The 26652-nt window shown below is 60.3% G+C and carries 29 protein-coding genes, 1 tRNA gene and 2 pseudogenes; 18 read left to right on the forward strand and 14 right to left on the reverse strand.

Features of this window, described 5'->3' with window-relative positions; genetic code table 11:
• The first annotated feature begins 72 nt into the window (after nt 1-72).
• Nucleotides 73-870, forward strand: a complete 798-nt coding sequence (locus AC1DTN_RS16795; protein ID WP_113319725.1) for a class I SAM-dependent methyltransferase — start codon at nt 73-75, stop codon at nt 868-870.
• On the opposite strand, the gene AC1DTN_RS16800 is transcribed toward AC1DTN_RS16795, so the two are convergent.
• The gene (locus tag AC1DTN_RS16800) at nt 871-1032 is read right to left on the reverse strand and encodes a hypothetical protein (RefSeq protein WP_310384905.1); all 162 of its coding nucleotides are present in this window, start codon (nt 1030-1032) and stop codon (nt 871-873) included. It abuts the gene before it with no gap.
• Between the two features lie 105 nt (nt 1033-1137).
• Complete coding sequence (locus AC1DTN_RS16805) at nt 1138-1389, reverse strand: hypothetical protein (RefSeq protein WP_113319724.1); 252 nt, start codon at nt 1387-1389, stop codon at nt 1138-1140.
• A 144-nt stretch (nt 1390-1533) separates the two neighbouring features.
• On the opposite strand from AC1DTN_RS16805, the gene AC1DTN_RS16810 reads away from it, so the two are divergent.
• On the forward strand, nt 1534-2043 hold the full coding sequence (locus AC1DTN_RS16810; protein ID WP_113319723.1) for a DUF2937 family protein: 510 nt from the start codon (nt 1534-1536) through the stop codon (nt 2041-2043).
• Nucleotides 2044-2048: 5 nt separating this feature from the next.
• Here AC1DTN_RS16810 and AC1DTN_RS16815 read toward each other — a convergent pair.
• A tRNA-Arg gene (locus AC1DTN_RS16815) sits at nt 2049-2125 on the reverse strand.
• 72 nt (nt 2126-2197) lie between these two features.
• The gene (locus tag AC1DTN_RS16820; RefSeq protein ID WP_113319722.1) at nt 2198-3361 is read right to left on the reverse strand and encodes a M20 aminoacylase family protein; all 1164 of its coding nucleotides are present in this window, start codon (nt 3359-3361) and stop codon (nt 2198-2200) included.
• 156 nt (nt 3362-3517) lie between these two features.
• Here AC1DTN_RS16820 and AC1DTN_RS16825 point away from each other — a divergent pair, with 156 nt between their 5' ends.
• Nucleotides 3518-4651, forward strand: coding sequence for a D-alanyl-D-alanine carboxypeptidase family protein (locus AC1DTN_RS16825; RefSeq protein WP_113319721.1), 1134 nt, complete (start codon nt 3518-3520; stop codon nt 4649-4651).
• A 9-nt stretch (nt 4652-4660) separates the two neighbouring features.
• Nucleotides 4661-5809 (forward strand): CobW family GTP-binding protein, encoded by a 1149-nt coding sequence (locus AC1DTN_RS16830; protein WP_477921843.1) that lies wholly within the window; start codon nt 4661-4663, stop codon nt 5807-5809.
• 12 nt (nt 5810-5821) lie between these two features.
• On the opposite strand, the gene AC1DTN_RS16835 is transcribed toward AC1DTN_RS16830, so the two are convergent.
• The 5 genes from AC1DTN_RS16835 to AC1DTN_RS16855 all read right to left on the reverse strand — a co-directional run bounded on the left by AC1DTN_RS16835 (nt 5822) and on the right by AC1DTN_RS16855 (nt 9623).
• The gene (locus AC1DTN_RS16835; RefSeq protein WP_439016741.1) at nt 5822-6046 is read right to left on the reverse strand and encodes a sulfurtransferase TusA family protein; all 225 of its coding nucleotides are present in this window, start codon (nt 6044-6046) and stop codon (nt 5822-5824) included.
• Between the two features lie 5 nt (nt 6047-6051).
• Nucleotides 6052-7278 carry a L,D-transpeptidase family protein gene (locus tag AC1DTN_RS16840; protein ID WP_439016740.1) on the reverse strand — a complete coding sequence of 409 codons (1227 nt, stop codon included), beginning with the start codon at nt 7276-7278 and terminating at the stop codon, nt 6052-6054.
• A gap of 194 nt (nt 7279-7472) precedes the next feature.
• Entirely contained in the window at nt 7473-8426 is a 954-nt protein-coding gene (locus AC1DTN_RS16845) for an acetyl-CoA carboxylase carboxyltransferase subunit alpha (RefSeq protein WP_113319717.1), read from the reverse strand.
• Nucleotides 8427-8488: 62 nt separating this feature from the next.
• Complete coding sequence (gene xerD / locus AC1DTN_RS16850; RefSeq protein ID WP_477921846.1) at nt 8489-9442, reverse strand: site-specific tyrosine recombinase XerD; 954 nt, start codon at nt 9440-9442, stop codon at nt 8489-8491.
• 4 nt (nt 9443-9446) lie between these two features.
• Nucleotides 9447-9623: a hypothetical protein gene (locus AC1DTN_RS16855; protein ID WP_007822234.1), complete on the reverse strand. Its 177-nt coding sequence runs from the start codon at nt 9621-9623 to the stop codon at nt 9447-9449.
• A gap of 148 nt (nt 9624-9771) precedes the next feature.
• On the opposite strand from AC1DTN_RS16855, the gene AC1DTN_RS16860 reads away from it, so the two are divergent.
• The 4 genes from AC1DTN_RS16860 to AC1DTN_RS16875 are packed head-to-tail and all read left to right on the forward strand — an operon-like array spanning nt 9772 to nt 13337.
• Nucleotides 9772-10362, forward strand: coding sequence for a shikimate kinase (locus tag AC1DTN_RS16860; RefSeq protein ID WP_007822233.1), 591 nt, complete (start codon nt 9772-9774; stop codon nt 10360-10362).
• Entirely contained in the window at nt 10359-11489 is a 1131-nt protein-coding gene (gene aroB / locus AC1DTN_RS16865; protein ID WP_477921848.1) for a 3-dehydroquinate synthase, read from the forward strand. Before AC1DTN_RS16860 ends, aroB begins: the two co-directional genes overlap by 4 nt.
• Complete coding sequence (locus AC1DTN_RS16870) at nt 11489-12799, forward strand: HlyC/CorC family transporter (protein ID WP_477921849.1); 1311 nt, start codon at nt 11489-11491, stop codon at nt 12797-12799. Before aroB ends, AC1DTN_RS16870 begins: the two co-directional genes overlap by 1 nt.
• A 58-nt stretch (nt 12800-12857) precedes the next feature.
• Nucleotides 12858-13337 (forward strand): DUF2938 domain-containing protein, encoded by a 480-nt coding sequence (locus AC1DTN_RS16875; protein ID WP_113319713.1) that lies wholly within the window; start codon nt 12858-12860, stop codon nt 13335-13337.
• Between the two features lie 57 nt (nt 13338-13394).
• Here AC1DTN_RS16875 and AC1DTN_RS16880 read toward each other — a convergent pair whose 3' ends face one another.
• The gene (locus AC1DTN_RS16880) at nt 13395-13676 is read right to left on the reverse strand and encodes a BolA family protein (RefSeq protein WP_037071995.1); all 282 of its coding nucleotides are present in this window, start codon (nt 13674-13676) and stop codon (nt 13395-13397) included.
• A gap of 105 nt (nt 13677-13781) precedes the next feature.
• Here AC1DTN_RS16880 and AC1DTN_RS16885 point away from each other — a divergent pair, with 105 nt between their 5' ends.
• The 5 genes and pseudogenes from AC1DTN_RS16885 (at nt 13782) to AC1DTN_RS16905 (ending at nt 19280) form a co-directional block, all read left to right on the forward strand.
• The gene (locus AC1DTN_RS16885) at nt 13782-14402 is read left to right on the forward strand and encodes a J domain-containing protein (protein ID WP_113319712.1); all 621 of its coding nucleotides are present in this window, start codon (nt 13782-13784) and stop codon (nt 14400-14402) included.
• A gap of 313 nt (nt 14403-14715) precedes the next feature.
• Nucleotides 14716-15708 carry a cobaltochelatase subunit CobS gene (gene cobS, locus AC1DTN_RS16890; RefSeq protein WP_007822226.1) on the forward strand — a complete coding sequence of 331 codons (993 nt, stop codon included), beginning with the start codon at nt 14716-14718 and terminating at the stop codon, nt 15706-15708.
• 12 nt (nt 15709-15720) lie between these two features.
• The gene (cobT, locus tag AC1DTN_RS16895) at nt 15721-17622 is read left to right on the forward strand and encodes a cobaltochelatase subunit CobT (protein ID WP_113319711.1); all 1902 of its coding nucleotides are present in this window, start codon (nt 15721-15723) and stop codon (nt 17620-17622) included.
• 23 nt (nt 17623-17645) lie between these two features.
• Entirely contained in the window at nt 17646-18644 is a 999-nt protein-coding gene (locus tag AC1DTN_RS16900) for an esterase-like activity of phytase family protein (RefSeq protein ID WP_477921851.1), read from the forward strand.
• A 73-nt stretch (nt 18645-18717) separates the two neighbouring features.
• Nucleotides 18718-19280 (forward strand): annotated as a pseudogene (locus tag AC1DTN_RS16905) (ATP-binding protein).
• Between the two features lie 181 nt (nt 19281-19461).
• Here AC1DTN_RS16905 and AC1DTN_RS16910 read toward each other — a convergent pair.
• Nucleotides 19462-20097, reverse strand: coding sequence for a VUT family protein (locus AC1DTN_RS16910; protein ID WP_439016735.1), 636 nt, complete (start codon nt 20095-20097; stop codon nt 19462-19464).
• A gap of 133 nt (nt 20098-20230) precedes the next feature.
• A complete protein-coding gene (gene rpmB / locus AC1DTN_RS16915; protein ID WP_477921852.1) occupies nt 20231-20533 on the reverse strand; it encodes a 50S ribosomal protein L28 in 303 nt (100 codons plus the stop codon).
• A 242-nt stretch (nt 20534-20775) separates the two neighbouring features.
• On the opposite strand from rpmB, the gene AC1DTN_RS16920 reads away from it, so the two are divergent.
• Entirely contained in the window at nt 20776-21558 is a 783-nt protein-coding gene (locus AC1DTN_RS16920) for a DUF3108 domain-containing protein (RefSeq protein WP_113319706.1), read from the forward strand.
• A gap of 33 nt (nt 21559-21591) precedes the next feature.
• The gene (gene yddG, locus AC1DTN_RS16925; protein ID WP_477921854.1) at nt 21592-22488 is read left to right on the forward strand and encodes an aromatic amino acid exporter YddG; all 897 of its coding nucleotides are present in this window, start codon (nt 21592-21594) and stop codon (nt 22486-22488) included.
• Here yddG and AC1DTN_RS16930 read toward each other — a convergent pair.
• Together AC1DTN_RS16930 and gloB are read right to left on the reverse strand one after the other, a co-directional pair.
• The gene (locus tag AC1DTN_RS16930) at nt 22485-22925 is read right to left on the reverse strand and encodes a cupin domain-containing protein (protein ID WP_477921855.1); all 441 of its coding nucleotides are present in this window, start codon (nt 22923-22925) and stop codon (nt 22485-22487) included. The two genes, yddG and AC1DTN_RS16930, sit on opposite strands and share 4 nt — an antisense overlap.
• Before the next feature lie 3 nt (nt 22926-22928).
• Complete coding sequence (gene gloB / locus AC1DTN_RS16935) at nt 22929-23699, reverse strand: hydroxyacylglutathione hydrolase (protein WP_477921857.1); 771 nt, start codon at nt 23697-23699, stop codon at nt 22929-22931.
• Between the two features lie 54 nt (nt 23700-23753).
• Here gloB and AC1DTN_RS16940 point away from each other — a divergent pair, with 54 nt between their 5' ends.
• The 3 genes and pseudogenes from AC1DTN_RS16940 to AC1DTN_RS16950 form a co-directional block, all read left to right on the forward strand.
• Nucleotides 23754-24530: a class I SAM-dependent methyltransferase gene (locus tag AC1DTN_RS16940; protein WP_113319703.1), complete on the forward strand. Its 777-nt coding sequence runs from the start codon at nt 23754-23756 to the stop codon at nt 24528-24530.
• Between the two features lie 99 nt (nt 24531-24629).
• The gene (gene hisC / locus AC1DTN_RS16945) at nt 24630-25727 is read left to right on the forward strand and encodes a histidinol-phosphate transaminase (RefSeq protein WP_477921859.1); all 1098 of its coding nucleotides are present in this window, start codon (nt 24630-24632) and stop codon (nt 25725-25727) included.
• Nucleotides 25700-26650, forward strand: a pseudogene (locus tag AC1DTN_RS16950) (prephenate/arogenate dehydrogenase family protein); the annotation flags it as partial. The gene hisC and the pseudogene AC1DTN_RS16950, both read left to right, overlap by 28 nt.
• Nucleotides 26651-26652 lie beyond the last annotated feature (2 nt).

Genomic DNA, 26652 nt, shown 5'->3' on the forward strand with positions numbered 1-26652 from the left:
CCGTAAGTTTATTCGCGCCGACCTCTGACCTAGGTTTGGACCTATTCCAGCCCCCGAAAGTCAGGTGTTTTGATGCATCAGATGGAAATGATCAATCGTCGGACATGGAGCAGCCCGCTCTCCCGACGCGACTATCGCAATAGCAACGGCTTCATCAATGAAGGCGAACGTATGGCGCTTGGCATTGGCCTCGCCAATGCGAAGGGCGGCAGCGTCCTCGATATCGGTGTCGGCGGAGGCCGCACCGCAGCGCTTCTTGCCAGCGAGGCGGACAACTATGTCGGTATCGACTATACGCCCGAGATGGTGACGCTTGCGCGCTCCAACCATCCGGGCCTTCGTTTTGAAAATATGGATGCACGTGATCTTTCAGCCTTTGCCAATGGCTCCTTCGATCTCGTCGTTTTCAGCTATAACGGTATCGACTCCGTCGATGCGGATGGACGCAGATCGGTCCTGCGTGAAGTATCGCGCGTGCTGAAGGCCGGCGGCACGTTTGCCTTTTCGACCTTCAATCGCAATTGGCATGGTTTTGGTGAAAACCGCGCCCGTTCTTCCATCGTCTGGTCCAATCATCCGGTGAAGCTGAGCTTCCGGCTCCTCAAGCACGCAATGGGACTGGTGCGGGAACGTCGTTTCGCGCCACTGGAGCAGCGGCATGGCGAACATGCGATCTTGCTGCATCGCGCCCATGATTTCGGCATCATGGTCTATGCCACGACACCCGGTCAGCTGCGCTCACAACTCACCGAAAGCCGTTTTACCGGCGAGCCGTTGCTCTTTTCAGTCGATGGTCGCCCGCTTGGTGGCGAAACGCTGGCAGACGAGGAATATTTCCACGTCGTGGCACGCAAGCCGTCGCTCAGCTGATCAGCCGAAGCGCTCGGTCAGGAAACCGGCGGGGGCCTTTTCACCGACGAGCCGATCGGTCTTATGTGTGGCGACGGGGCCTTGCGGCTGGTAGCTGATGGCGATGAGCAGACCGCAGGCGATTGCGCCGCCAATTGCAAGAAGAGTCATTCGAATACGCATGATGGATACTCCTGTTTTGCCGGTAAAACGCGGGAAAAATTCCGAAGTTCCTCATGTTTGAGAACAGCAGACCCCGGCCGGGTCTCCAGCCGGGGTCTTCGTATCTTAGCGGCAGACACGGGTCTTCCTGATCACGGTTTCGCCGTGGCTATGGATGCGTTCCGTGCGGGTCACGCAATCATGCGAAACGCGGCGCGGCGGCAGGTGATGGCGGTAGTAAGGACGATCCGCCATGCGGTGGTGATATCCGTCTCCGCCATTGTCATTTGTGATGGTTACGCTGGCCGCCTGCGAAGGCAGAGCAGCGGCGAAAATCGTAACCGCAGCAAATGCAGAAGCGATGATAATATTCTTCATGACAAGCCTCTCTTTCTAAGTTGGTCGGGTGATCAACTCGAACGAAGCGCAATCAGTTCAATCACATAGCGTTACCAAATGTGTCAGTGGCAACCTTTGCCCGTTCGAAATCGTTCTGGTGTCGGAACAGCCGGAGACATCGTCATGGGACAGATTGGAAGGGCAGTCACACTAGTCGTTGGACTTGCCGGCGGCACGCTTTTCTCGCAGGCGCCGGAATTCGCACAGCAATATCGCCAGCGTATCGGCGGGGCGATCGACGAGCTCAGGATCATCGTCGACGACTTCACGAAACAGGCCGCCGACCATCATCTCGATCGTCAGCAGGCGCTCGATGTCTATGCCCGTTCTCCCGACGATTTCCTGCGCGATCGCGGCCTTTCGATGCGCAGTACGCTGGAGCGCTATGAGCGCCTCGTCACCCAGCAATCGGATCTCGGCAGTGCGCCGCCGGTCGCCAAGCCCTTCGTGTTGATGCGCGATGCCGATGAGGGGATAATTGCCAATACATGGCGCGACTTCGTGCCCGGCGTCCCCGTCAGCTTCGCCGGCCTCGTCTGGGCGGCAATCGGCTTCCTCGGCAGTTGGATCGTCGCGGCACTGTTCGGGGTTGGCGCAAAACGCGCCGTGCGGTGGCGACCTGGCTATCGGTGAGAGAGTGGTGATCCCGACGCGATTCGAACGCGTGACCCCCAGATTAGGAATCTGGTGCTCTATCCTGCTGAGCTACGGGACCACTTGGATGCCATGCATACAAAAGGCTTGGCAGGAAGCCAAGCCTTTTCAGTATTTCTAATGTCGTTTCATCTCAGGCGCCGAGGCGCTGTTCGGCAAGGCGCACCCAGTAGGAAATGCCGTGGGCGATGGCTTCGTCGTTGAAGTCGTAGGCCGGGTTATGCAGGCCGGCGGTGTCGCCGTTGCCGATGAAGATGAAGGCGCCGGGGCGGACGTTCAGCATGTAGGAGAAATCCTCGCCGCCCATCATCGGATCGACCTCGGGATTGACGTTGGCTTCGCCGGCAATGTCGCTGGCGATGGCGACGGCATGTTCCGTTTCATCCGCATGGTTGAAGGTGACGGGGTAGTTGCGGTGGAAGTTGATGTCGGCTGCCGCACCATGGGCAGCGCAGATGCCTTCCACGACTTCGCGAAGGCGTGCTTCGGCCTGGGCGCGCACCTCGTCATCAAGCGTGCGGATCGTGCCGGCGAAGGTTGCGTCATTGGGGATGACGTTATGGGCGAAGCCGGCATTGAACTTGGTGACGGAGACGACGACCGAGCGCAGCGGATTGACGCTGCGCGAGGCGATCAGCTGCAGGTTCGAGACGATCTGCGCGCCGATGGCGATCGGGTCGATCGTACGGTGCGGCTGCGCTGCATGGCCGCCGCGGCCCTTGATGGTGACGGTGAATTCGTCGGTCGCCGCCATGATGGGACCTTTGCGGGTGGCGAACTGACCGACGGGTAGGCCCGGCAGATTGTGCATGCCGTAGACCTCTTCGATGCCGAAGCGCTCCATCATGCCGTCCTTGACCATCAGGTTGCCGCCGCCGCCGCCTTCTTCGGCGGGCTGAAAGATCACAGCGACATTGCCATTGAAGTTGCGGGTCTCTGCGAGATATTTCGCGGCACCGAGCAGCATGGCGGTATGGCCGTCATGACCGCAGGCGTGCATCTTGCCAGGTGTTTTCGATGCCCAAGGTTTGCCAGTGATTTCGGTGAGCGGCAGGGCATCCATATCGGCGCGCAGGCCGACCGTGCGGGCGCCCTCGCCCTTGCCCTTGATGAGGCCGACGACGCCTGTGCGACCGATGCCGGTGACGATTTCATCGACGCCGAATTCCTTAAGCTTTTCAGCAACGAAGGCAGCGGTATTTTCGACTGCGAAGAGAAGTTCCGGCCGCGCATGGATGTGGCGGCGCCACTCTGCGACTTCGTCCTGAAGTTCGGCGGCTCTATTCAGAATCGGCATTCTTGGCTTCCTGTGAATGAAATGCGTGGGGCCTGTCTGAAAGCATCACAAGGGCGTGATGCCTTGGAAATAACTTAGTCAATGACCTTTGCCATGTCATAGCCATATAGGGTAAATAGGGGAAGGTTTCGAGATAATTCCCTGAAGGACGAGCACTTGTCGACGCGCCACGATCGTTTGTTCGCCGCTTTGCGGCCCTTTTCTTTTATAGCGACAGCAACAGCGGTTCTTGTCTCGTCCGTTACCTTTGCTGAGGCCAATCCGCATATTCTCGTCGACGTGCAGACCGGCCGGGTGCTGGAGCATGAAGAAGCCTTCCGCAAGTGGTATCCGGCTTCACTGACCAAACTCATGACCGTTTATACGGTATTCGATGCACTCCGCTCCGGCCAGATCAGCCTCGACACGCCCGTTGTCATGAGCAAGCGGGCAGCCGCCGAACCGCCGGCCAAGATGGGCTTCAAGCCGGGCCAGAAATTCACGCTCGACAGCGCGCTCAAGATCCTGATGGTGAAGTCGGCGAACGATATCGCGGTCGCCGTCGCCGAGGCGGTCAGCGGCACCGAGGAAGCTTTCGTTGTCCGCATGAATGCCGAAGCGGCGAAGCTCGGCATGTCGGATTCGCATTTCATCAATCCGAACGGCCTGCCGGGCAAGGGGCAGTTTACGACGGCTCGCGACCTCGCGATCCTGTCGGTGGCGCTGCGCCGGGACTTCCCGCAATATGCCGGCTATTTTTCGCTGGAAGGCTTTACGACCGGCAAGCAGAACGTTCCGAACATCAATATGCTGATCGGCCGTTTTGCCGGTGCCGACGGTATGAAGACCGGCTTTATCTGCGCTTCGGGCTTCAACCAGATCGGTTCGGCGACACGCAGCGGCCGCACGCTGGTTTCCGTCGTGCTCGGCACCGACAGCCTGGCGGCCCGCGCTGACGCCACTGCCAATCTGCTGCAGAAGGGCTTCACCACGCAGTTTGCGGCAAATGATACACTGGGTTCGCTGAGGCCCTACGGTCCGGGGCAGGACCAGGTGAATGACATCACGGCCGATATTTGCAGCGCCAAGGGCGCGAAGGTGCGCAGCGAAACGCGCGACGAGGTCGGCCGCATGAAGGTGCAGTCGCCCTATATCCACGAAATGGATCACGAGCCGCAATTCGTCTTCGCCGGCCTCATTCCCGGCCAGGATCCGCAACCGGTCGCGCAAAACGACAAGACCGCCAAGGGCGATGCCGTGGAAGCGCTCGCCAATGTGCCGGTTCCGCTCCCGCGGCCGAAATCCTTCTAAGGAAAAACCATGAGCACGTTTAGCGACAAGATCCCGGTCACAATCCTGACCGGCTTCCTCGGCGCCGGAAAATCGACGCTTCTGAACCGTATCCTCAAAGATCCTGCCATGAAGGATGCGGCCGTCATCATCAATGAATTCGGCGATGTCGGCATCGACCATCTGCTGGTCGAAAGCTCCGGCGATTCCATTATCGAGCTCTCCGACGGCTGCCTCTGCTGCACCGTGCGCGGGGAACTGGTCGATACGCTGGCGAACCTTATGGATGCCGTGCAGACAGGCCGTGTGAAGCCGGTCAAGCGCGTGGTCATCGAAACCACCGGCCTTGCCGATCCGGCTCCCGTCATGCAGGCGATCATGGGCAATCCGATTATTGCGCAGAATTTCGAGCTCGATGGTGTGGTCACCGTCGTCGATGCCGTGAATGGTCTGCAGACGCTCGACAATCATGAGGAGGCGCGCAAGCAGACGGCCGTCGCCGATCGGCTCATCGTTTCGAAACAGAGCATAGCGGGTGACACGGATGCGCTGATGGCACGTCTGCATGGCCTCAATCCGCGTGCCGCCATCATGGATGCCGACAGCGATGAGGCAGGCTCAGCGCGTATTTTCGTCAACGGGCTTTATGATCCCGGCACAAAAATCGCCGATGTCCGCCGCTGGCTGCATGATGAGGACGAGCATGAGGGCCATCATCATCACGATCATGGCCACGATCACGGTCATCACCACCATCATCATGGCCACGAGCATCAGGACCCGCACGACGTCAATCGTCACGATGCGTCGATCCGTTCCTTCTCGATCATCGAGGAGAAGGCAATCGATCCGATGGCGCTCGAAATGTTCATCGATCTCCTGCGTTCGGCGCATGGAGAGAAGCTTCTGCGCATGAAGGCGATCATCGCCACATCAGACCGGCCGGAACGCCCGCTGGTGCTGCACGGCGTCCAGAGCATCTTCCACCCGCCGGTGCGGCTTGCTGCCTGGCCGGATCCTGAGGACCGGCGCACGCGCATGGTGCTGATCACCAAGGATCTGCCGGAGGCTTTCGTGAAAGATCTTTTCGATGCCTTCCTCGGCAAGCCGCGGATCGATACGCCTGATCGGGCTGCGCTCAGCGACAATCCGCTCGCCATTCCGGGCATGCGGATCTAATCAGAAAAGACTCTACCCCTTGCGGATCAGGAAACGGTGGCCGCGCTCGGTCTTTTCCGTGCTGACAAGCTCGTGGCCATCTTCATTGCAGAAATGCGGGATGTCGATGGCGGCAAGCGGATCGCTGGTGTCGACGAGGATCATCGCACCACTCGGCATGGCCGTCAGCTTCTTGCGCGTCTTGATGACGGGGAGCGGGCATTTCAGCCCGCGCAGATCGTAGAGAATGGCGTCCAAGCCGATCAGTTCCTGGCCCAGAACTTCCAGAACGGCTTCTTGGTGGCGTCGGCGGTTTCCTGCGGCGCGGGCTCGGGCGCGGCATAGGCCAGCGGGTTCTGCATCGGCACCGGAATATTGGCCGGCAGCGCTGCAGCGACGGTCGTGGCTTGAGCCTGCGTCGTCGGCGTCGCAGTCGCTGCGGTCTTGGTAGCAACGCTCTTCGCGGCCTGATTGGCCATCATGTCTTCGAGTTCGGCAACCTTGACCATGCGGCCGGCTTCCAGCGAGGTGCCCGTTGGCGCAAAAGCCAGTTCGCGGCCTTTGCGGAGCTTGGCGACAACAGCCTTGCGCTCGGCCTCTGTCGGGTCGTACCAGGCAAGGCCGTCATATTTTTTCAGGGCCGTCTGATAGTCGGCGTCATAGGTCTTGTCGTAGGAAGCGAGAGCCGCCGTCAGTGCCGGCGGCGTTGACATGGCCGGGCACTTGCCGGCCGGATTGAAGCTGCCGCCATCGGTTGCCTGCTGGTTGAAGACGTATTTCTTCTCGCAGACATTCACTTCCGGCGGGCGCTTGGTGACTTCGAAATTGTCGTAGCCGACCTTCAGCATCTTCCAGAAATCGTAGTTCTGATCGAGACGATGCTTGACCATGTTCTCGGCCGTCATGCGGAAGGGGAAGGCCTGAAGCTGTACCGTTTCCTGACCACCCTTGAGGGCGTCGCGGGCAAAGGCGTAGATTTCCAGAACCTGCTGGTCGGTCATGGAGTAGCAGCCTGACGACGAGCAGGCGCCATGGATCATCAGATCACTGCCGGAGCGGCCGTTGACGGCATCATAGCGGTTCGGGAAACCGGTGTTGATGGCGAGATAATATTTGGAATTGGGGTTCAGGTTAGCGCGAGTGAGGTTGTAGAAACCTTCTGGCGCCTGACGGTCGCCGGACTTCACCTTCGGGCCGAGTTTGCCGGACCAGGCGCAGATCTTGTAGTCGGCGATCTTGTCGAAACGGTTGTTCGTCTTCGCCTTCCAGATTTCCAGCGCGCCTTCTTCCTTGAAGATGCGGATCATGATCGGCGAGTTGCGGTCCATGCCCTTGGCCGACATGTCGGCAAGGATGCGGCTCGGAAGCGGCTGCTCCACCTTGTTCCTGACCGTCGAGAGGTCGATACCCTGCGCGGATTCCAATGCGTCATTGCAGCCGGTCAGAGCCAGCGCCATGAGCGAAACATAGGCAAGATGACGTATGCGCATTCAATCAGCCCATCAATAATGAGACCCAACCCGCTTACGAAAACCGGGCGTAGCGCGGAATCATAGGCGGCTTATACTTGATAAATCCTTACCAGCCTATGACTTACCCCGAAGTGCCCTGCAAGCGCTGATGTTACAGATAACATTATTGTGGCCAAGATTTGGCCCCAATCAATTACGCAGACCTGTGGATTTTACAGATTGCGGCCCATGGCGAGGAACTTCTGGCGGCGGTCATTGCGCAGTTGCTCGCCGGAACGGGAGGCCATTTCGGCAAGCGCGTTGGAGATTATATCGCCGGTGGCGGCGATGACGCTGTCGGGATCACGGTGGGCGCCGCCGAGCGGCTCGGGGATAATGCCGTCGATGACGCCGAGTGCCTTCAAGTCCTCCGCCGTGATCTTCATATTGGTCGCCGCTTCCTTGGCGCGGGTGGAATCACGCCAGAGGATTGAGGCGGCGCCTTCCGGCGAGATGACGCTGTAGATCGAATGTTCGAGCATGTAGACGCGGTTGCCGGTAGCAATCGCGATCGCGCCGCCTGAGCCGCCTTCGCCGATGACGATCGAGATCAGCGGCACCTTGACGCCGAGGCACATCTCCGTCGAACGGGCGATGGCTTCGGCCTGACCGCGCTCTTCGGCGCCGACACCCGGATAGGCGCCTGCGGTATCGACGAGGGTGATGACCGGAAGCTGAAAACGATCCGCCATTTCGAGGATACGGATCGCCTTGCGGTAACCTTCAGGACGGGCGCTGCCGAAATTGTGCTTCAGGCGGCTCTTGGTGTCGTTGCCCTTTTCCTGACCAATGACGGCGACCGGCTGGCCGCGAAAGCGGGCAAGGCCAGCCTGGATGGCGGCATCCTCGGAAAACTTGCGGTCGCCGGCAAGCGGCGTGAATTCCTGGAAGAGCGTCTTGGCATAATCGACGAAATGGGGACGCTGCGGATGGCGCGCGACCTGCGTCTTCTGCCAGGCGTTGAGCTTCGAATAGATCTCGACGATCGCCTCGCGGACGCGGACTTCGAGCCTGCCGACCTCGTCGGAGGTGTCGATGCTTTCGTCTTCCGTCGCCAGCTTCTTAAGCTCGATGATCTTACCTTCGAGGTCGGAGATCGGCTTTTCGAAGTCGAGATAGTTGTGCATGAGGTGCGTTTCCGTTCCTTGTGCGCGGGGCAGTTTCCTGGTTCCGTCCCTTGTCGCCGGTCCTATTCGTGCTTTTTCGCCTGTTTTGCAAGGGGGTGGTGCGTATGGACGAGTTGCTGGAGCCGTTCTTCCAGAACATGCGTATAGATTTGTGTCGTCGAAATGTCTGAATGGCCGAGGAGTTCCTGCACCACGCGCAGGTCCGCGCCGTTGGCCAGAAGGTGGCTCGCGAAGGCGTGTCGCATGACGTGCGGCGAAATCATCGAAGGTGTGAGGCCGGCGCGGATTGCCAGATTCTTGAGATCGCGGGCGAAGACCTGGCGCGGCAAGTATCCCTCTTTCGAGGCGGCCGGGAAGACCCAGGGGCTCTCCTGGGGCTGTTTTGATGCGGCGTTTTCCGACGCCAGCATGCCGCCGTAGGATTTCAGAGCGGCAATGGCCGATTGGGAAAGCGGTACCAGCCGCTCCTTGTTGCCCTTGCCGCGGATCATCAGGAAACGGCCTTCCTGATCGAGAACGCGGGCTGGAAGCGAGACGAGCTCGCTGACACGCATGCCGGTGGCATAGAGCAGTTCCAGCAGCGCCAGCATGCGCATGCGGTGAAGCTGGCCGGGGGCAGGGTCAGCGGCCTCGGTTTCTGCCTGAGTAAGCAGCTTGGTCACTTCCTCGACGCCCATCGTCTTCGGCAGGGAGCGGCCCTTTTTCGGCGCGTCGAGAATGCCGGTCGGATCGTCGGTGCGCAGGCCCTCGGCATAGAGGAATTTGTAGAACTGCCGCATGGAGGCAAGGCGGCGGGCCTGCGAGGAAGGCTTGAAACCCTGCGCGGATAGCGAGCCGAGATAAGCGCCGAGATCGCCCGAAGCCGCCTCTGTCAGGCGGATGCTGCGGCCGTGCAGGAAGGAGCGTAAGTCGTCCAGATCGCGTTCGTAGGATTGCAGCGTATTGACGGCAGCACCCCGCTCGGCACTCATCATTTCCAGAAATGATTCCACATGGACGCGGCCGAGATCCTTCATCGCGTCACTTCTTCGTGGTGTTGATCGTGCCCGTCGACGGCGGGTTTACCCGCTCGGAAGGGATGCGGATCGTCACATCCCGTTCCTGCGGCTCGACGAAGGTGACGAGCGCCCACATCGCTCCATAGATCAGTCCGGCGATGACCGCCAGGACGGACAGGAAACGGATTAGGCTCGGCATCCGGTTACTCCTTAGAACTCTGCTTCTGTTATAAGAAGCATGTTTGCAAGTGCAAGAAGCGGCAGTGAGACCATGATTCCCTTGCCCGCGACTTGACGCTACACCCGCATTTGTCGATACCGTTTGCAAACAAAGTGTGAATGGACCGATGAGTGAACCCCCAGTTTCCGTTGCAGACAGCCTGAGAGACAGAGCTCGCGCCGCGCTCGGTTCACGCAATCTGATCCTCGTCGGCCTTATGGGCGCGGGAAAATCCTCGGTCGGCCGCCTCCTGGCGCAGCAGCTCGGCGTTCCCTTCATCGACAGCGATATAGAGATCGAGCGCGTTTCGCGCATGACGATCACGGAGCTTTTCGCGGCCTATGGAGAAGAAGAGTTCCGGGCGCTCGAAGCACGGGTGATGAAGCGTCTGCTGAAGGGCGGGCCGCGTGTCGTCTCTACCGGCGGCGGCGCCTTCATCAACGCCCGTACGCGCAGGCATATCAAGAAGGGCGGCCTTTCGGTCTGGCTGAAGGCCGATCTCGACGTGCTCTGGGACCGGGTCAACAAGCGCGATACACGTCCGCTGCTCAAGACCGAAAACCCGAAGCAGACTCTCGAAAATCTGATGAACGCCCGCTACCCCGTTTATGCCGAAGCCGATCTCACGGTGCTTTCGCGCGACGTGCGCAAGGAAGTCATGGCCGATGAAGTGCTGAGAGCCGTGGTCGAGGCCCAGAAGGAAAGTGCAGTATCATGAACGCGATCACCTCCGCTTCCGCCGTCCGCAAGGTGCATGTACCGCTTGGCGAACGTGCCTATGACATTCTGATCGGGCCAGGGCTGATCGCCAGCGCCGGGGGCGAGATCGGCTCGCGGCTCAAGGGCCGCAAGGCGGCTATCATCACTGACGAGCATGTGGCACCGCTTTATCTCGATGCCTTGAAGGCGAGCCTCGATACCGCCGGCATCGCATCGGCGGCGGTCGTGCTGCCAGCCGGAGAAAAGACCAAGAGTTTCGAGCATCTGGTCAATGTCTGCGACAAGGTTCTCGAAGCGCGCGTCGAACGCAATGACTATGTCATCGCGCTTGGCGGCGGCGTCATCGGCGACCTCTCGGGTTTTGCGGCCGGCATCGTCAGGCGCGGCGTGCGCTTCGTACAGGTGCCGACTTCGCTGCTCGCTCAGGTGGATTCCTCCGTCGGCGGCAAGACCGGCATCAATAGCCGCCACGGCAAGAACCTCATCGGCGTTTTCCATCAGCCGGATCTTGTTCTCGCCGATACCGATGTCCTAAATTCCCTGAGCGAACGCGAATTCCGCGCCGGTTATGCCGAAGTCGCCAAGTATGGCCTGATCGACAAGCCGGACTTCTTCGCCTGGCTGGAGAACAACTGGCAGGCGGTCTTTGCAGGCGGTTCGGCCCGTATCGAAGCAATTGCGGTCAGCTGCCAGGCGAAGGCGGATGTCGTGGTTGCTGACGAGCGGGAAAACGGCCAGCGGGCGCTGCTCAATCTCGGCCACACCTTCGGCCACGCGCTGGAGGCCGCGACCGCCTATGACAGCAGCCGGCTGGTTCATGGTGAAGGCGTTTCGATCGGCATGGTGCTGGCGCATGAATTTTCGGCGCGTATGAACCTTGCGAGCCCCGATGATGCCCGCCGCGTCGAGGCGCATCTTAAGGCTGTCGGCCTGCCGACCCGCATGTCGGAAATCCCGGGAACCCTGCCGCCGGCCGAAGTGCTGATGGATGCGATCGCGCAGGACAAGAAGGTCAAGGGTGGTAAGCTCACCTTCATTCTCACCCGCGGCATCGGCCAGTCCTTCGTCGCCGATGACGTGCCGGCTTCCGAAGTGATCAGCTTTCTCAAGGAAAAACATCCCTGATGTCAGTCGAAGGCACCCTGGCGTTTTTATCGGTCTACTGGCCGGAGATCGTTTCGATCGTGGCCCTGGTATTGATGTCTGCCTTCTTTTCGGGATCCGAAACCGCGCTGACCGCCGTTTCGAGAAGCCGGATCCATACACTGGAGGCCAATGGCGATGAGCGCGCCGGTCTCGTCAGGACCCTCATCGAGCGTCGTGACCGGCTGATCGGTGCGCTGCTGATCGGTAACAACCTCGCCAATATTCTCTCCTCGTCGCTGGCGACAAGCGTATTTCTGGGGATCTTCGGCAATTCCGGTGTGGCGCTGGCGACGCTTGCCATGACCTTTATCCTCGTCATCTTCGCGGAGGTTCTGCCGAAGAGCTGGGCGATCTCCACGCCGGAGCGTTTTGCGCTCAATGTTGCAATACCGACACGGCTCTTCGTCGCCGTGGTCGGTCCACTCTCTTCCTTCGTCAATGCGATCGTGCGCCAGATCCTCGGTCTTTTCGGGATCAACCTGTCGCGTGAAGTCTCGATGCTGTCAGCGCATGAGGAGCTGCGCGGCGCCGTCGACCTGCTGCATCGCGAGGGTTCTGTCGTGAAGGCCGACCGTGACCGTCTCGGCGGCGTGCTCGATCTCGGCGAACTCGAGCTTTCCGATATCATGGTCCACCGCATGGCGATGCGGGCGATCAATGCCGACGATCCGCCGGAATCCGTGGTCCGGGCGATCCTCGAAAGCCCTTATACACGCATGCCGCTGTGGCGCGGTACGATCGACAACATCATCGGCGTCGTACACGCCAAGGATCTGTTGCGGGCGCTCGCCGAGCCGAACATGGAGCCGCAGCAGCTCGATATCGTGAAAATCGCCCAGAAACCCTGGTTCGTGCCCGACAGCACCAATCTCGAAGACCAGCTCAATGCCTTCCTCCGCCGCAAGCAGCATTTCGCCGTCGTCGTCGACGAATATGGCGAGGTGCAGGGCGTCGTGACGCTCGAGGATATTCTGGAGGAGATCGTCGGCGATATCTCCGACGAGCACGATATTGATATACAGGGCGTACGACAGGAGGCCGACGGTTCCATCGTCGTCGATGGTGGCGTATCAATCCGCGATCTCAACCGCGCGCTGGACTGGAACCTGCCGGATGAGGAAGCCACGACGATTGCCGGTCTCGTCATCCATGAATCGATGACCATTCCCGAGGAGCGACAGGCCTTCACTTTCTACGGCAAGCGCTTCGTCGTCATGAAGCGGGAAAAGAACCGCATCACCAAGCTGCGCATCCGCCCCGCCGAGGAAGACGAGACGAAACCCGCTTGACCAAGATTTCCGTTACCGGCGGCATTTCCGTGCGCCGGCTCATCCTGCAGGATCTGACATGTTCGACATTCTCTGGCGATCCGTCGCCATCGGCATCGGGGCAACCGTCCTCATGGATATCTGGGCGATCCTGCTCGCAAAGCTCGGCGTGACGCCGTCGCCGAACTGGGCGCCGGCCGGCCGCTGGTTCTGGCATCTCGGCAAGGGCAAGGTCTTTCACGATAATATCGCTGATGCCGCGCCCTATGCCAACGAGCTGGCGCTCGGCTGGATCGGCCACTACGCGGTTGGAATCCTCTACGGCATTCTGCTGGCGATCTTCGTCGGTCCGGTCTGGTTTGCCGCGCCGACTTTCCTGCCGGCCTGGATCCTCGGCATCGTCACCGTCGGTGCGGGCTGGTTTCTGATGCAGCCGGGTCTTGGGCTTGGCTGGGCGGCGTCGAAGACGCCGAACCCCACGAAGGTCCGTGTGCTCAATCTGCTCGCCCATACCGTCTTCGGTTTCGGGCTTTACGCGACGGCGCTCATTATCCGCTAGAGCAATTCACGCAAAAGTGCGCAGCGGTTTGTGTCCGGAATTGCGTGAAAGTAGGCTCTACCAGCGCGTCGGTTCGCCCGGCGCTGCCGGCTCGACGGCCAATGCGTGAAGCCCGGCATCCAGCTCGGGCTTCAAGAGGTCGGTGATCGCCCTATGCCGTTGCAGCCGAGACATGCCGACGAATTTTGCAGAGACGATGCGAACGCGCATATGCGTCTCGCCGGTGCCCGTGATATCCGGTTGGTGGCCGGCGTGCAGATGGCTCTCGTTGATGACGGAGAGGCGTTCGGGTGCGAAGGTCGCCTTGAGCTTCTCTTCGATGCTGGTCTGGAGTGTCATCACGGGGTCTTCTGAGTTCATGAAAAAGGTTCCCACCAAGCCAGCAACATTCCCGTTTGTCAATTCTTGTTGTCAGCAGTCAGCAGCCCCATAATTAGCGCCGCCATGAGACTTGATTCCAAATACTTCGATCGCATCCGAACGCGCCGCAGGCGAGAGCAGGAGCCCGAACAGGCACCTCCAAGCTGTCAGTGGGACGGCTGCGACAAAAAAGGCACGCATCGCGCTCCTGTGGGACGCAATGCGGAAGGCCAATTCTTTTTGTTCTGTTTCGAACACGTCAAGGACTACAACAAGGGATACAATTATTTCTCCGGCCTCTCGGACGGCGAAATTGCGCGCTACCAGAAGGAGGCGATCACCGGTCATCGCCCCACCTGGACGGTCGGCGTCAACAAGGATGCCAAGAACAGCCCGCTGCATGCCGAAGTTCGCTCCGGCGCCTATTCGCGCGTGCGTGATCCGTTCGGTTTCGTGAAGGAAGGTAGCGGCAAGGGCAGCGGCCCGCGTTTCCCGCAGGCCCGCAAGCTGAAATCGCTGGAAGCCAAGGCTTTCGATACGATGGGACTTGCGGCGAACGCCACTTCGGCGGAGATCAAGAGCAAGTACAAGGAACTGGTCAAGAAGCATCACCCCGACGCGAATGGCGGCGATCGCGGCTCGGAAGAGCGTTTCCGCGCCGTCATCCAGGCCTATCAATTATTGAAGCAGAACGGTTTTTGTTAATTCCCGTCCTTGCTCTTAAGCTTCAATCGGGTATGGTCCACATCGGCTGAGGCCGCAGGCAATCGCGGCATACATATTTGCGCGTTTTCCCGACATCGCCTCTGCCGACCTTCCGGACGCGGCGTTTCTTGTCCGGGACTCTTTCAAGAATGCTCGCAAGCGGTCATTATCCCGCCGAGGTTTCGTTTCAGTCCCGGAGAAGTATCGCCGACGTTCCGACTCTTGGAGAACGCGGAAAAGATACTGCGGCGCCATGGTTGCGCAATGGCTGAGATAGTGTGGTCGGGTGGCCGTCACCCGCCTTGGAGACATGATGAGCAAGATTGACCTTGATATTTCCGAACTGCCCGACACCACCGTTTCGGTCCGGGAGGTCTTCGGCATCGATTCCGACATTCGTGTGCCCGCCTACAGCAAGGGCGACGCCTATGTTCCGGATCTCGACTCCGACTATCTCTTCGACCGCGAGACGACGCTCGCGATCCTCGCCGGCTTTGCCCATAACCGACGCGTGATGATCTCCGGCTACCACGGCACGGGCAAGTCTTCGCATATCGAGCAGGTTGCCGCGCGCCTCAACTGGCCTTGCGTGCGTATCAACCTCGATAGCCATGTCAGCCGTATCGATCTCGTCGGCAAGGACGCGATCGTCGTCAAGGACGGGCTGCAGGTCACCGAATTCAAGGACGGCATCCTGCCCTGGGCCTATCAGCACAATGTCGCGCTCGTCTTCGACGAATATGATGCCGGCCGCCCGGACGTGATGTTCGTCATCCAGCGCGTACTGGAATCCTCCGGCCGCCTGACGCTGCTCGACCAGAGCCGTGTCATCCGTCCTCACCCGGCCTTCCGCCTGTTTGCGACCGCCAACACCATCGGTCTTGGGGATACGACGGGTCTCTATCACGGCACGCAGCAGATCAACCAGGCACAGATGGACCGCTGGTCGATCGTCTCGACGCTGAACTATCTGCCGCACGACCATGAAGTAAATATCGTCGCCGCCAAGGTGAAGAGCTTCGGCAAGGACAAGGAAGGCCGCGATACGGTTTCCAAGATGGTTCGCGTTGCCGATCTCACGCGCGCTTCGTTCATGAACGGTGATCTCTCCACGGTCATGAGCCCGCGTACCGTCATCACCTGGGCCGAGAATGCCGAGATCTTCGGCGATATCGCCTTCGCCTTCCGCGTCACCTTCCTCAACAAGTGTGACGAGCTTGAGCGTCCTCTGGTGGCCGAGCACTATCAGCGCGCCTTCGGCGTGGAACTGAAGGAAAGCGCGGCCAACATCGTGCTGGGGGCTTGAGGCCAGTCGATCATGGCATCTCGTGGTGACAATTCGAAAGCAAAGCCTGGTGCGCCCGTCGATGTCGAGCCGTTGCGGCGGGCGATAACGGGCTGCGTGCGCGCAATCGCGGGCGATGACCAGGTCGAGGTAGCCTTCGCCAATGAGCGTCCCGGCATGACGGGCGAGCGCATTCGTCTGCCGGAGCTTTCCAAGCGTCCGACGGCGCATGAGCTGGCGGTGACGCGTGGCCTTGGCGATTCCATGGCACTGCGTATCGCCTGCCACGACGAGAAGGTCCATTCCAGCATGGCGCCGCAGGGCTCGGATGCCCGGGCGATCTTCGACGCTGTCGAGCAGGCGCGCGTGGAATCGATCGGTTCGCTGCGGATGGAAGGCATGGCTGCCAATCTGCGTTCCATGACCGAGGAGAAGTACGCCAAGGCGAATTTCACCGGCATCGAACGGCAGGAAGATGCGCCGATCGGGGAAGCCGTTGCGATGATGGTGCGCGAAAAGCTCACCGGCCAGAAGCCCCCGGCTTCGGCCGGAAAAGTTCTCGACTTGTGGCGTTCCTTCATCGAAGACAAGGCTGGCAGCGAGCTCAACAATCTCACCGGTGTCATCAACGACCAGCAGGCCTTCTCGAAGGTCATCCGCAATATGCTTTCGGCCATGGAAATGGCCGAGGAATATGGCGATGACGACAGCGATCCTGACGCCGATGATCAGTCCAATGAGGATGACCAGCCGACGGGCGACGAGCAGAACGAAGATGAGGTCGACGAGGATGCCGGCAGCGATGCGGCGCCTGTCGAGGACAGCGAAGTCTCCGACGAGCAGATGGAGGACGGCGAAACCGAAGGCGCCGAGATCTCCGACGACGACATGATGGAAGAAGGCGACGACGATTCCGAGACGCCGGGCGAAACCCGCCGTCCGAATACGCCATTCGCCGATTTCAATGAGAAGGTCGACTACCACGTCTATACGGAGGAATTCGACGAGATCATTACAGCCGAAGAGCTGTGCGATGCCGCCGAACTGGAGCGCCTGCGCGCTTTCCTCGACAAGCAGCTGGCGCATCTTCAAGGCGCTGTCGGCCGTCTTGCAAACCGCCTGCAGCGCAAGCTGATGGCGCAGCAGAACCGTTCCTGGGATTTCGATCTCGAGGAAGGCTATCTCGATACGGCGCGACTGCAGCGCATCATCATCGATCCGACGCAACCGCTCTCCTTCAAGATGGAGCGCGACACGCAGTTCCGCGATACGGTCGTGACATTGCTGATCGACAATTCCGGCTCCATGCGCGGCCGGCCGATCACGGTTGCCGCGACCTGCGCCGATATCCTGGCGCGCACGCTGGAGCGTTGCGGCGTCAAGGTGGAGATCCTCGGCTTCACGACGAAGGCCTGGAAAGGCGGTCAGGCACGCGAGAGCTGGCTTGCCAATGGCAAGCCGCAGACGCCCGGCCGTCTCAACGACCTGCGACACATCATCTACAAGTCGGCCGATGCCCCGTGGCGGCGCGCGCGCACCAATCTCGGCCTGATGATGCGCGAAGGCCTGCTCAAGGAAAACATCGATGGCGAGGCGCTGATCTGGGCGCATAATCGCCTGCTGGCGCGGCGCGAGCAGCGCCGCATCCTGATGATGATTTCGGATGGTGCGCCGGTCGATGATTCCACGCTTTCGGTCAATCCGGGCAATTATCTGGAGCGGCATCTGCGCGCCGTGATCGAACAGATCGAGACGCGTTCTCCGGTCGAGCTTCTGGCAATCGGCATCGGCCATGACGTGACGCGTTACTATCGCCGCGCCGTGACGATCGTCGATGCGGACGAGCTTGCCGGCGCCATGACCGAGCAGCTTGCCGAATTGTTCGAGGACCATGCCGCACAGCCGCGCGGTGGCCGCCTGCGCCGCGCTGGTTGATACAGTCTTGGGGAAACATCCGCATGGCGTTTGAAAACCTGTCTCGCGCGGCTCTGGTCGTCCTTGGCCTCGCGACAGGCTTGTCAGGCGCTCATGCGGGCGAGCCTGCGAAGATCATCAGCCGCAAGATTTCGGATTTCCATATCGGTCGCGACGAAACCCGCTTCGGCCCCTTGGAATTTATCGGCGGGCTGGAGATGGTGTCGAGCAATTCCCTCTTCGGCTCGCTTTCCTCCATCCGCATGCGCCCTGACGGCAACACTTTCATCGGCGTGCTCGATACCGGGCACTGGCTGACGGGCAGCATCGAGCGTGATGCCAAGGGCAGGCTGTCCGGTCTTTCCGGTGTCGAGATCACGCCGATGAGGGATCGTGTTGGCCGGATACATGAGGGCAAGGGGCGCATGGATGCCGAAGGCCTCGCACTGGATGGCGACCGGATTCTTGTTTCCTTCGAGCAGGATCATCGCGTCGATGTTTATCCGAACCCCGGTTTTCTCGACTCGCGATCCTTGTCGACGGTCGGGATACTCATTCCCCGCGACGAGATGCGGGCAAACCGCGGCATCGAAACCGTTGTCGTAGCCCCCGCCTCGAGCCCGCTGAAAGGCGCGCCCGTAATCGTGGCGGAGCGTAGCCTCGACGAGGACGGTAACCGGCTTGCGGCTATTCTGGCCGGGCCGCAGAAGGGGCAGTTCACCGTCGAGAAGGATGGCAGCTTCGATGTGACTGACGGTGCCTTCCTGCCGGGTGGCGACCTGTTGCTGCTGGAGCGGCGCTTCAACATGGCCGAAGGTATCGGCATGCGCATTCGCCGCATCAAGGGAGCAGACATCAAGCCCGGCGCCATCGTGAACGGCGAGCTGCTCGTCGAGGGCAACTTCAATTACAATATCGACAATATGGAAGGGCTCGATGCCTTCCAGGCAGCCGATGGCACGACGCATATCATCCTGGTGTCGGACGACAATCACTCCATCCTGCAGCGCAATCTGATGCTGGAATTCCGGCTGGTCGATTGAGCGGCCTTCGAACGGCTGTCATAACTCTGCGCTATGCGGACCATCCCTTTCGATACCAGCCTTTGAGAGTTGTATGATGCGCATCCATATCACGGGGGCCTCGGGCTCCGGCACGACACGCTTGGCCTGGCGCTGGCCGAGCTGCTCGACATCCGTCATCTCGATACAGATCATTTCTTCTGGATGCCGACCGATCCGCCCTTCACGACGCAGCGCGAGGTTGGGGCGCGTATCTCGATGCTCAGGCAAGAAGCGCTGCCCGATGCCGGCTGGGTGCTTTCCGGCTCGGCGATAAAATGGGGTGCGGAATTCGAGCCACTATACGATCTGGTGGTCTTTCTGAGGATCGATCCCGTCGCGCGTATGGAGCGCATCCGCAAGCGCGAGGAGGAGCACTACGGCGAGAGGATCAGGCCCGGTGGCGACATGGCGGTGAAAAGCCGCGAATTCATGGAATGGGCAGAGAGCTACGATACGGCGGGACCGGAACGCCAAAGTCTCGTTGGGCATGAGGAGTGGCTGAAGACGCTGACGAGGCCGATTTTACGGCTCGATTCATCACGGCCTGTCGATGAACTCATCGCGGAGGTGCTGAGCCACCCGGCGGTCATTGCAGGGCGCCTTCAGTCGTCGTGAGATCTGCAGTTGGCGTTGCCATCGGTTGGTGCGGGCTGGCTGCAGTAAGGTCTGCAGCCAGCCCGTCCAGCATTCATGATCAGAGCGTTTTCCTGGGTCGCTCGACCAGAAATGATCGCCATCCAGGCGAAAGGTGGGGAATGCGAGGATTCCGATCCGAGGGCGGATTGTGGGACGGTATTTACCGTGCCGCAGCGGACGGCACCGGGCGCAGCACGTTCATGAGTGCGCCATAGGGCAGCAGCATCACCAGGCCGACAAGCATCTTCACCGAGAAATCACCGAGCGCCCAAGAGATCCAGCGCGGGGCTTCCGTCGAGAGGACGCCGAAGATCGGCGCGTTTTCCAGCGCAAACGGCTCGTTCGGGCCGAGGAAGACAAAGAAGGCGGCAAAGGACAGCGAGAAGAACATCACCGTATCCAGCGCCGAGCCGATCAGCGAGCCGACGAGCGGTGCGCGCCACCAGGCCTGACGACGCAGGCGGTTGAAGACGGCGATATCGAGAAGCTGGCCGGCGAGATAGGCCGAGCCAGAGGCGATCGCAATACGCGGAACCGAGGTGAAGAAGGAAAGGGCGACACCAACGACAAAGCCGGCGAAAACCACCTTACGCGCAGCCTGCGGGCCGAACTGGCGGTTCGTCAGGTCGGTGATCAGGAAGGCGATCGGATAGGAAAAGGCGCCCCAGGTGAGAATGTCGGCGAGATTGATGCCGGCAACCGTGGCGTTCAACGGAAACTGGACGAGGAAATTGGACGCGACGACGACGAGCGTCATCAGCGCGACATAGATAAGGGTATAGCGGGTCGTCAGCATTTTTTTATCCTGGGTGATGCCACCAGTTCGAGTGAGATTTCAGCCAGGAACAAGGCCGGGCCAACAAGCAAAAGGCTTGTCCGGATATTATCCGTGCAAGCCTTTTGAAGCTTTTGAAAGACTGAGGCCGAGCTTAGGCAGCAGCAACTGCTGCTTCGGCGGTCTTCTTGACGATCTGGCGACGCAGCAGGCGAGCGCGCATCGAAAGTTCGCCTTCATTTGCCTTCAGCAGGAAGGCATCGAGGCCGCCACGATGCTCGACGGAACGAAGAGCAGCAGCCGAAACGCGAAGACGGTAACGCTGGCCGAGCGCGTCGGAGATCAGCGTAACCTGGCACAGGTTCGGGAGGAACCGGCGCTTGGTCTTGTTGTTGGCATGGCTGACATTGTTACCAGTCAGGACTCCCTTGCCGGTCAATTCGCACATGCGGGACATGGAACACCTATTTCTTGTTTTTCTCGGGCCATTGAATGACAATCCGGCAACAACCGGCTGCGCAATCCATCAGGCCATGATTGGAAAGTTGCGGTTCTATAGTCAGACCGGTCGCGCGCGTCAAGCCAAACCTTGGCCTTTCCCGCAATTCTGTCAAAAAGCTGCTGTTTTCTTCGTGATGCGGCAGGAGTATAGACCGCAGTGCAAGGGCGCAAGCGGCCCGGCAAGACAAGGCTCTCACCATGGCTCATCTGGGCAGACGGATTTTAGTTTCGGCGTTCGCCGCGCTTCTGGCCTTGCCGGCCGGTGCGAGCGAAGTACAGCACCGCACGGAGTACAAGGTAGCCCTTGCTGGCCTGACGATCGCGCGGGCTGCCTTTCTCACCAAGATCGAAGACGATCACAGCTACAAAATCGACGGTGACATCAAATCGGCCGGACTTGCCGATCTCGTCACCGATATCCTGGCAAAGACCAGCGTTACCGGGGTGGTACGCGACGACCGGCTGCAGGCGGCAAAATATGTCCTCTATTACAAGACCGGCAAAAAGGTTCGCACCTATGAGGTCAGCTACCGCAACGGCAATATCGTTTCGGCCACCACGACACCGGAGCCGCGCCGGCCGAAGGAATGGATTCCGGTAACACAGGGCGATATGCGCTCTGTGCTCGATCCGATTTCGGGGCTCATCTTCACCGGCGATACCGACGTCTGCTCGCAGAAGCTGCCGATCTTCGACGGCGAGACGCGCATGGACCTCGTGCTTTCACCGAAAGGCGACGAGGATTTCTCGACAGATGGGTTCAAAGGCAAGGCGACCGTCTGCGGCGTGCGCTTCATTCCGCGATCCGGCTACAAGAAGGGCCGCAAGGATCTTGTCTACCTCAGCAAGAGCAACCGCATGGAAATCTGGTTTGCCAAGGCGGCGGCGGCAAATGTATATGCTCCGGTCTACGTCCGCATTCCCACGGAATACGGGACGGTGACGATCACTGCTGTGAAGTACAGCAGCGTGAACAGCTGACGGAGCCTTCGTAAGTCTCCGCGAGGGGGATGGGTGAAGCTTCAGGCAACGTTGATCGGTTTTACGGCCATTCTGATGTGGTCGTTCCTGGCGCTCTTTACAGCTGCTTCCGGCAAGATGCCGCCGTTCCAGCTTTCGGCCATCTGCTTTGCCATCGGCAGCATTCCCGGCATTCTCGTACTCATCCTCAACCCGTCGCGGATCGCGCTCCTGAAGCAGCCGGCAAAGATCTGGATCACGGGCATTGCCGGCCTGTTCGGCTATCATTTTCTCTATTTCACGGCGCTCAGGAATGCGCCGGCCGTCGAGGCGGGATTGATTGCCTATCTCTGGCCGTTGCTGATCGTCGTCGGTTCGGCATTGCTGCCGGGCGAGAGGCTGCGCTGGTACCACATTGTCGGCGCTCTGGCCGGTCTGTGTGGCACCTTCATAATTGTCGGGCGCAACGGCATCGATTTCGACGGTGCTTATGCCGTCGGTTATGGGGCGGCCTTCCTCTGTGCCTTCACATGGTCGGGCTATTCGCTGCTGACGCGGCGTTTTGATGCCGTCTCCACCGATGTCGTTACTGGCTTCTGCCTTGCGACATCGGTGCTTTCGCTGCTCTGCCATCTGGGGCTTGAGACCACGGTCTGGCCGGAGACGAGCTTCGAATGGCTTGCCGTGGTCGGCCTCGGTCTCTTTCCGGTGGGAGCTGCCTTCTATGCCTGGGATCATGGGGTCAAGAACGGCGACATCCAGATCCTTGGTGCCGCAAGTTACGCCGCACCGCTGCTTTCGACACTGATCCTGACTGTTTTCGGCATTGCCGAGCCGAGCTGGCGCATCGCGCTTGCCTGTCTGCTGATCACGGGAGGCGCGGTGCTTGCGGCACAAGAGATGTTCCGCCGCAAGCCGCAGATGCAGCCGGTCGCAGCCGAGCAGACCTAGATAATACCGGGCTTCCAGTCCGGCGGCGCCATCTCGAATTTGGAAAATTCAAAACCGGGCGCCACCGTGCAGCCGACCAGCGTATAGTCGCCGAGCGTCTCGGCCGATTGCCACCAATTGGCAGGGATGATGGCCTGCGGCCGCTCACCGCCGGCAATATCCGTGCCGAGCTTCAGCGTTTCGCTGTGGCGGCCATCTCCCGAGCGGTGCAGTGCCAGCGGCGCGCCAGCATAGTAATGCCAGACCTCTGCCGCATCATGGACACGGTGCCAGTGCGAGCGCTCTCCTCTTGCGAGCAGATAATAGATCGCCGTCGAATGGCCGCGTTCGCCGCCATTGATGTCGCGGAAGGTCTGTGCATACCAGCCGCCTTCGGGGTGCGGCTGCATGCTAAGCTCGCGGATGATCTCCTCGGTGGTGAGTTTTCTCCCGGCCATGTCCTAGAAATTGTCCTTGCGCTTGCGGATTTCGGCGAAGACCTCTTCATTGGTCTTGCCTTCCATCAGCAGATTGCGGCGGACGGCGGGATCGGCCGCGCGCAGGAAGGGGTTGGTTTCCTTTTCGAGCGCCAGCGTCGTCGGAATGGTGAACTTGCCTTCGGCCCGCAGTGACTCGATCTCCGCCGCGCGGCTCTTCAGGCGCTCATTGCCGGGATCGATCGTAACCGCAAAACGGGCGTTGGAGAGCGTATATTCGTGGCCGAAATAGACGGCGGTCTCATCCGGAAGAACGGCAAGCTTCTGCAGCGAATGCCACATGTCGGCGGCGGGGCGTTCAAACAGGCGGCCGCAGCCGAGCGCAAAGAGCGTATCAGCAGCAAAGAGGAGCTTGTCGTCGGCAAAATGATAGCAGATGTGGCCGGCAGTATGGCCGGGCGTTTCGATGACGTTGACCGTATGATCGCCGAAGAGGAAGCTGTCGCCGTCGCCCACCGTCTTGTCGAGGCCGGGAATCGCCACCGCTTCGTTGACCGGGCCGATAATCTCCAGGCCGTACTGCTCCTTTAGCGGCAGGTTGCCTTCCACGTGGTCGATATGGTGATGGGTCGTGAAAATATGGGTGATGGTCCAGCCACGGCGGACAGCAGCAGCTTCCACGGCTGCCGCATCAGGCGCATCGATCGAGGCGGTCTGCCCGGTTTCCGGGTCATGGACGAGAACACCGAAATTGTCGCTGCGGCAGAGAAAAACTTCTAATTCCAAAGGTTTCATCGCTCAAATAGTCCCTTATCCCTCGTACTGACCGGGAATGTAGAGGTTCCGGCCTTGAAGTCCAACCGGTCACTGATAACATTTGTCTTAATGCACGCCGATATCGTCGACCTTCGCCAATTCTATCATTCCGAGCTTGGGCACATGGCCGAGCAGTCGATTGCCATGGCGCTGTCGTCGCTCTGGGTGCGCCTGCCGCAGGAGCGACTTGTGGGCATTGGTTATTCCGTGCCCTTCCTTGACCGGTTCCAGGCTGATACGGAACGCACCTTCGCTTTCATGCCCGCTGGACAGGGGGCTGTGAACTGGCCTGTCGGTTCGCTTTCTTCCACCGCATTGATCTTCGACGAGGAATTGCCGCTGCCGGATTCCTCAATCGACCGGGTGCTGATGGTGCATTCGCTGGAATTTGCCGAAAGTCCGCGCGAGACGCTGAAGGAGCTCTGGCGGGTGCTGGCGCCGGGCGGACGCCTCGTTATCGTGGTACCGAACCGCCGCGGGGTCTGGGCGCGCATGGAGCATACGCCCTTCGGCTCCGGCCGGCCCTATTCGCGCGGCCAGCTGACCCATCTGCTACGCGAGACCAACTTCACGCCGGGCGCGACGGCCGAAGCGCTGTTCTTCCCGCCGTCGAAACTGCGTGCGGTGCTGCGCCTGCGCCGCGGCTTCGAGCGGATCGGCCGCACGCTCTGGCCGGCTTTTTCGGGTGTCATTATCGTCGAGGCGCAGAAGCGGCTTTACCAGGGCCTTCCTGTTGCCGCGCGTGCTTCACGCCGCGTTTTTGTACCGGTCCTTGCGCCGCATGGTGTGCCGACCACACGCAGCCGCTAAGCGCTGCAGCACTCGACAAAATCGCCATTCCGCTTTAATTGCACTCAAGTCTTTCGCCGGCCTTCCGGCAATTTCCAAGGTCGATCCATGAGTGTTGAGATGAGCAAGCCCGTTCCGCGTCCCGGTATTCTGGATATTGCAGCCTATGTGCCGGGCAAGGAGCATGCACCGGGTGTGGCCCGCGTCTACAAGCTCTCCTCCAACGAGACGCCGCTCGGCGCGAGCCCCAAGGCGATCGAAGCATTCAAGGCGGCCGCAGGCAATCTCGAGCGATACCCGGACGGTCAAGCGCACGAGCTGCGCGAGGCGATCGCTTCAGTGCACGGCCTCAACCCGGCAAACATCCTGTGCGGCAACGGCTCCGACGAGCTGCTCGGCTTGCTCTGCCACGTCCATCTCGGCGCCGGCGACGAGGGCATCATCACCGGGCACGGATTCCTCGTTTACAAGATCCAGATCATGGGCGCGGGTGCGACGCCTGTCGTGGTCAAGGAAAAGAACCACACCGTCGATGTCGATGCGATCCTTGCTGCGGTGACAGACAAGACGAAGATCGTCTTCATTGCCAATCCCGGCAATCCGACCGGCACCTATATTCCCGTGAGCGAGATTCGCCGCCTGCAGGCCGGCCTGCCGAAGCACGTCATCCTCGTGCTCGATGCTGCCTACGCGGAATATGTTCGCCGCAACGACTATGAAGCCGGTATCGAGGTGGTCTCGTCTAACGCCAATGTCGTCATGACCCGGACCTTCTCGAAGGTCTATGGCCTTGCAGCGTTGCGTGTCGGCTGGATGTATGCGCCGGTCGACATCATCGACGCCCTGAACCGCGTGCGTGGGCCATTCAACATGAATGCTCCTGCAATTGCCGCGGGCGCTGCCGCGATCCGTGACCAGTCCTTCATTCAGGATGTTGTGTCTTTCAACCAGATGTGGATCGAGAAGCTGACGAGCGCATTCGAGGCCATCGGCCTGGAGGTCACGCCATCGGTCACCAACTTCGTTCTCATCCATTTCCCCGATGTCGACGGCAAGCGGGCGGCGGATGCCGATGAGTTCCTGACGAGCCGCGGCTATATCCTGCGCGCGGTGCGCGGCTACGGCTTTCCCAACTCGCTGCGTATGAGCGTCGGTTCGGAAGAAGCCAACCACGGCGTCATCGAGGCGCTTGGCGAATTCATGGGACGCAAGGCATGACAGCGCAGTTCAATCGCATCACCCTGATCGGTATCGGCCTGATTGGCTCTTCGCTTGCCCATGACATCAAGCGTCTGGGCCTTGCCAATGAAGTCGTCGTGGCTACACGCAGTGTCGAGACGCTGAAGCGTGCCGAGGAGTTGGAGCTCGGCGACCGCTATACGACTTCCTCGGCAGAGGCGGTAAAGGATGCCGATCTCGTTATCGTGTCGGTGCCGGTCGGCGCCTCCGAAAGTGTCGCGAAAGAGATCGCCAGCAGCCTGAAACCCGGCGCGATCGTTACTGATGTCGGCTCCACCAAAGCTTCCGTGATTGCGCAGATGCAGCCGCACATGCCTGATCATGTGCATTTCATTGCCGGCCATCCGATCGCGGGCACGGAAAAGTCCGGCCCGGATGCAGGCTTCCCCGGCCTGTTTCAGGGACGCTGGTGCATCTTGACGCCGCTCGAAGGAACTGACCCGACAGCGCTGAAGACGTTGCGAGGCTTCTGGGAAGCGCTCGGCTCCCGAGTCGACGAGATGGACGCCCAGCATCACGACAAGGTGCTTGCGATCGTCTCCCATCTGCCGCATCTCATAGCATACAATATTGTGGGAACGGCCGACGATCTGGAGACGGTAACGGAATCGGAAGTTATCAAATATTCCGCCTCCGGCTTCCGCGATTTCACCCGTCTTGCCGCATCAGATCCGACGATGTGGCGCGACGTCTGCCTGCACAATCGTGACGCGATCTTGGAAATGCTGGCGCGTTTCTCGGAAGATCTCGCCTATCTGCAGCGGGCGATCCGCTGGGGCGAGGGCGACAAGATTTTCGAACTCTTCACCCGCACCCGTGCCATCCGACGCTCGATCGTCCAGGCAGGCCAGGATGTGGATGCGCCGGACTTCGGCCGCCCACATCCGCTGGAAAAGAAATAGTC

The organism is Rhizobium sp. 01T444, from assembly GCF_056398305.1.

Coding starts and splice junctions, on each gene's coding strand:
- AC1DTN_RS16930 (WP_477921855.1), bottom strand. CDS start 22,925: ATGGCCGGGAGAAAACTCACCACCGAGGAGATCATCCGCGAGCTTAGC.
- AC1DTN_RS16830 (WP_477921843.1), top strand. CDS start 4,661: ATGAGCACGTTTAGCGACAAGATCCCGGTCACAATCCTGACCGGCTTC.
- AC1DTN_RS16845 (WP_113319717.1), bottom strand. CDS start 8,426: ATGCACAACTATCTCGACTTCGAAAAGCCGATCTCCGACCTCGAAGGT.
- AC1DTN_RS16900 (WP_477921851.1), top strand. CDS start 17,646: ATGGCGTTTGAAAACCTGTCTCGCGCGGCTCTGGTCGTCCTTGGCCTC.
- rpmB (WP_477921852.1), bottom strand. CDS start 20,533: ATGTCCCGCATGTGCGAATTGACCGGCAAGGGAGTCCTGACTGGTAAC.
- AC1DTN_RS16875 (WP_113319713.1), top strand. CDS start 12,858: ATGTTCGACATTCTCTGGCGATCCGTCGCCATCGGCATCGGGGCAACC.
- gloB (WP_477921857.1), bottom strand. CDS start 23,699: ATGAAACCTTTGGAATTAGAAGTTTTTCTCTGCCGCAGCGACAATTTC.
- AC1DTN_RS16860 (WP_007822233.1), top strand. CDS start 9,772: ATGAGTGAACCCCCAGTTTCCGTTGCAGACAGCCTGAGAGACAGAGCT.
- AC1DTN_RS16805 (WP_113319724.1), bottom strand. CDS start 1,389: ATGAAGAATATTATCATCGCTTCTGCATTTGCTGCGGTTACGATTTTC.
- AC1DTN_RS16800 (WP_310384905.1), bottom strand. CDS start 1,032: ATGCGTATTCGAATGACTCTTCTTGCAATTGGCGGCGCAATCGCCTGC.
- xerD (WP_477921846.1), bottom strand. CDS start 9,442: ATGAAGGATCTCGGCCGCGTCCATGTGGAATCATTTCTGGAAATGATG.
- AC1DTN_RS16840 (WP_439016740.1), bottom strand. CDS start 7,278: ATGCGCATACGTCATCTTGCCTATGTTTCGCTCATGGCGCTGGCTCTG.
- AC1DTN_RS16810 (WP_113319723.1), top strand. CDS start 1,534: ATGGGACAGATTGGAAGGGCAGTCACACTAGTCGTTGGACTTGCCGGC.
- AC1DTN_RS16870 (WP_477921849.1), top strand. CDS start 11,489: ATGTCAGTCGAAGGCACCCTGGCGTTTTTATCGGTCTACTGGCCGGAG.
- AC1DTN_RS16795 (WP_113319725.1), top strand. CDS start 73: ATGCATCAGATGGAAATGATCAATCGTCGGACATGGAGCAGCCCGCTC.
- hisC (WP_477921859.1), top strand. CDS start 24,630: ATGAGCAAGCCCGTTCCGCGTCCCGGTATTCTGGATATTGCAGCCTAT.
- AC1DTN_RS16920 (WP_113319706.1), top strand. CDS start 20,776: ATGGCTCATCTGGGCAGACGGATTTTAGTTTCGGCGTTCGCCGCGCTT.
- AC1DTN_RS16910 (WP_439016735.1), bottom strand. CDS start 20,097: ATGCTGACGACCCGCTATACCCTTATCTATGTCGCGCTGATGACGCTC.
- aroB (WP_477921848.1), top strand. CDS start 10,359: ATGAACGCGATCACCTCCGCTTCCGCCGTCCGCAAGGTGCATGTACCG.
- AC1DTN_RS16880 (WP_037071995.1), bottom strand. CDS start 13,676: ATGACACTCCAGACCAGCATCGAAGAGAAGCTCAAGGCGACCTTCGCA.
- AC1DTN_RS16820 (WP_113319722.1), bottom strand. CDS start 3,361: ATGCCGATTCTGAATAGAGCCGCCGAACTTCAGGACGAAGTCGCAGAG.
- AC1DTN_RS16855 (WP_007822234.1), bottom strand. CDS start 9,623: ATGCCGAGCCTAATCCGTTTCCTGTCCGTCCTGGCGGTCATCGCCGGA.
- cobS (WP_007822226.1), top strand. CDS start 14,716: ATGAGCAAGATTGACCTTGATATTTCCGAACTGCCCGACACCACCGTT.
- AC1DTN_RS16885 (WP_113319712.1), top strand. CDS start 13,782: ATGAGACTTGATTCCAAATACTTCGATCGCATCCGAACGCGCCGCAGG.
- cobT (WP_113319711.1), top strand. CDS start 15,721: ATGGCATCTCGTGGTGACAATTCGAAAGCAAAGCCTGGTGCGCCCGTC.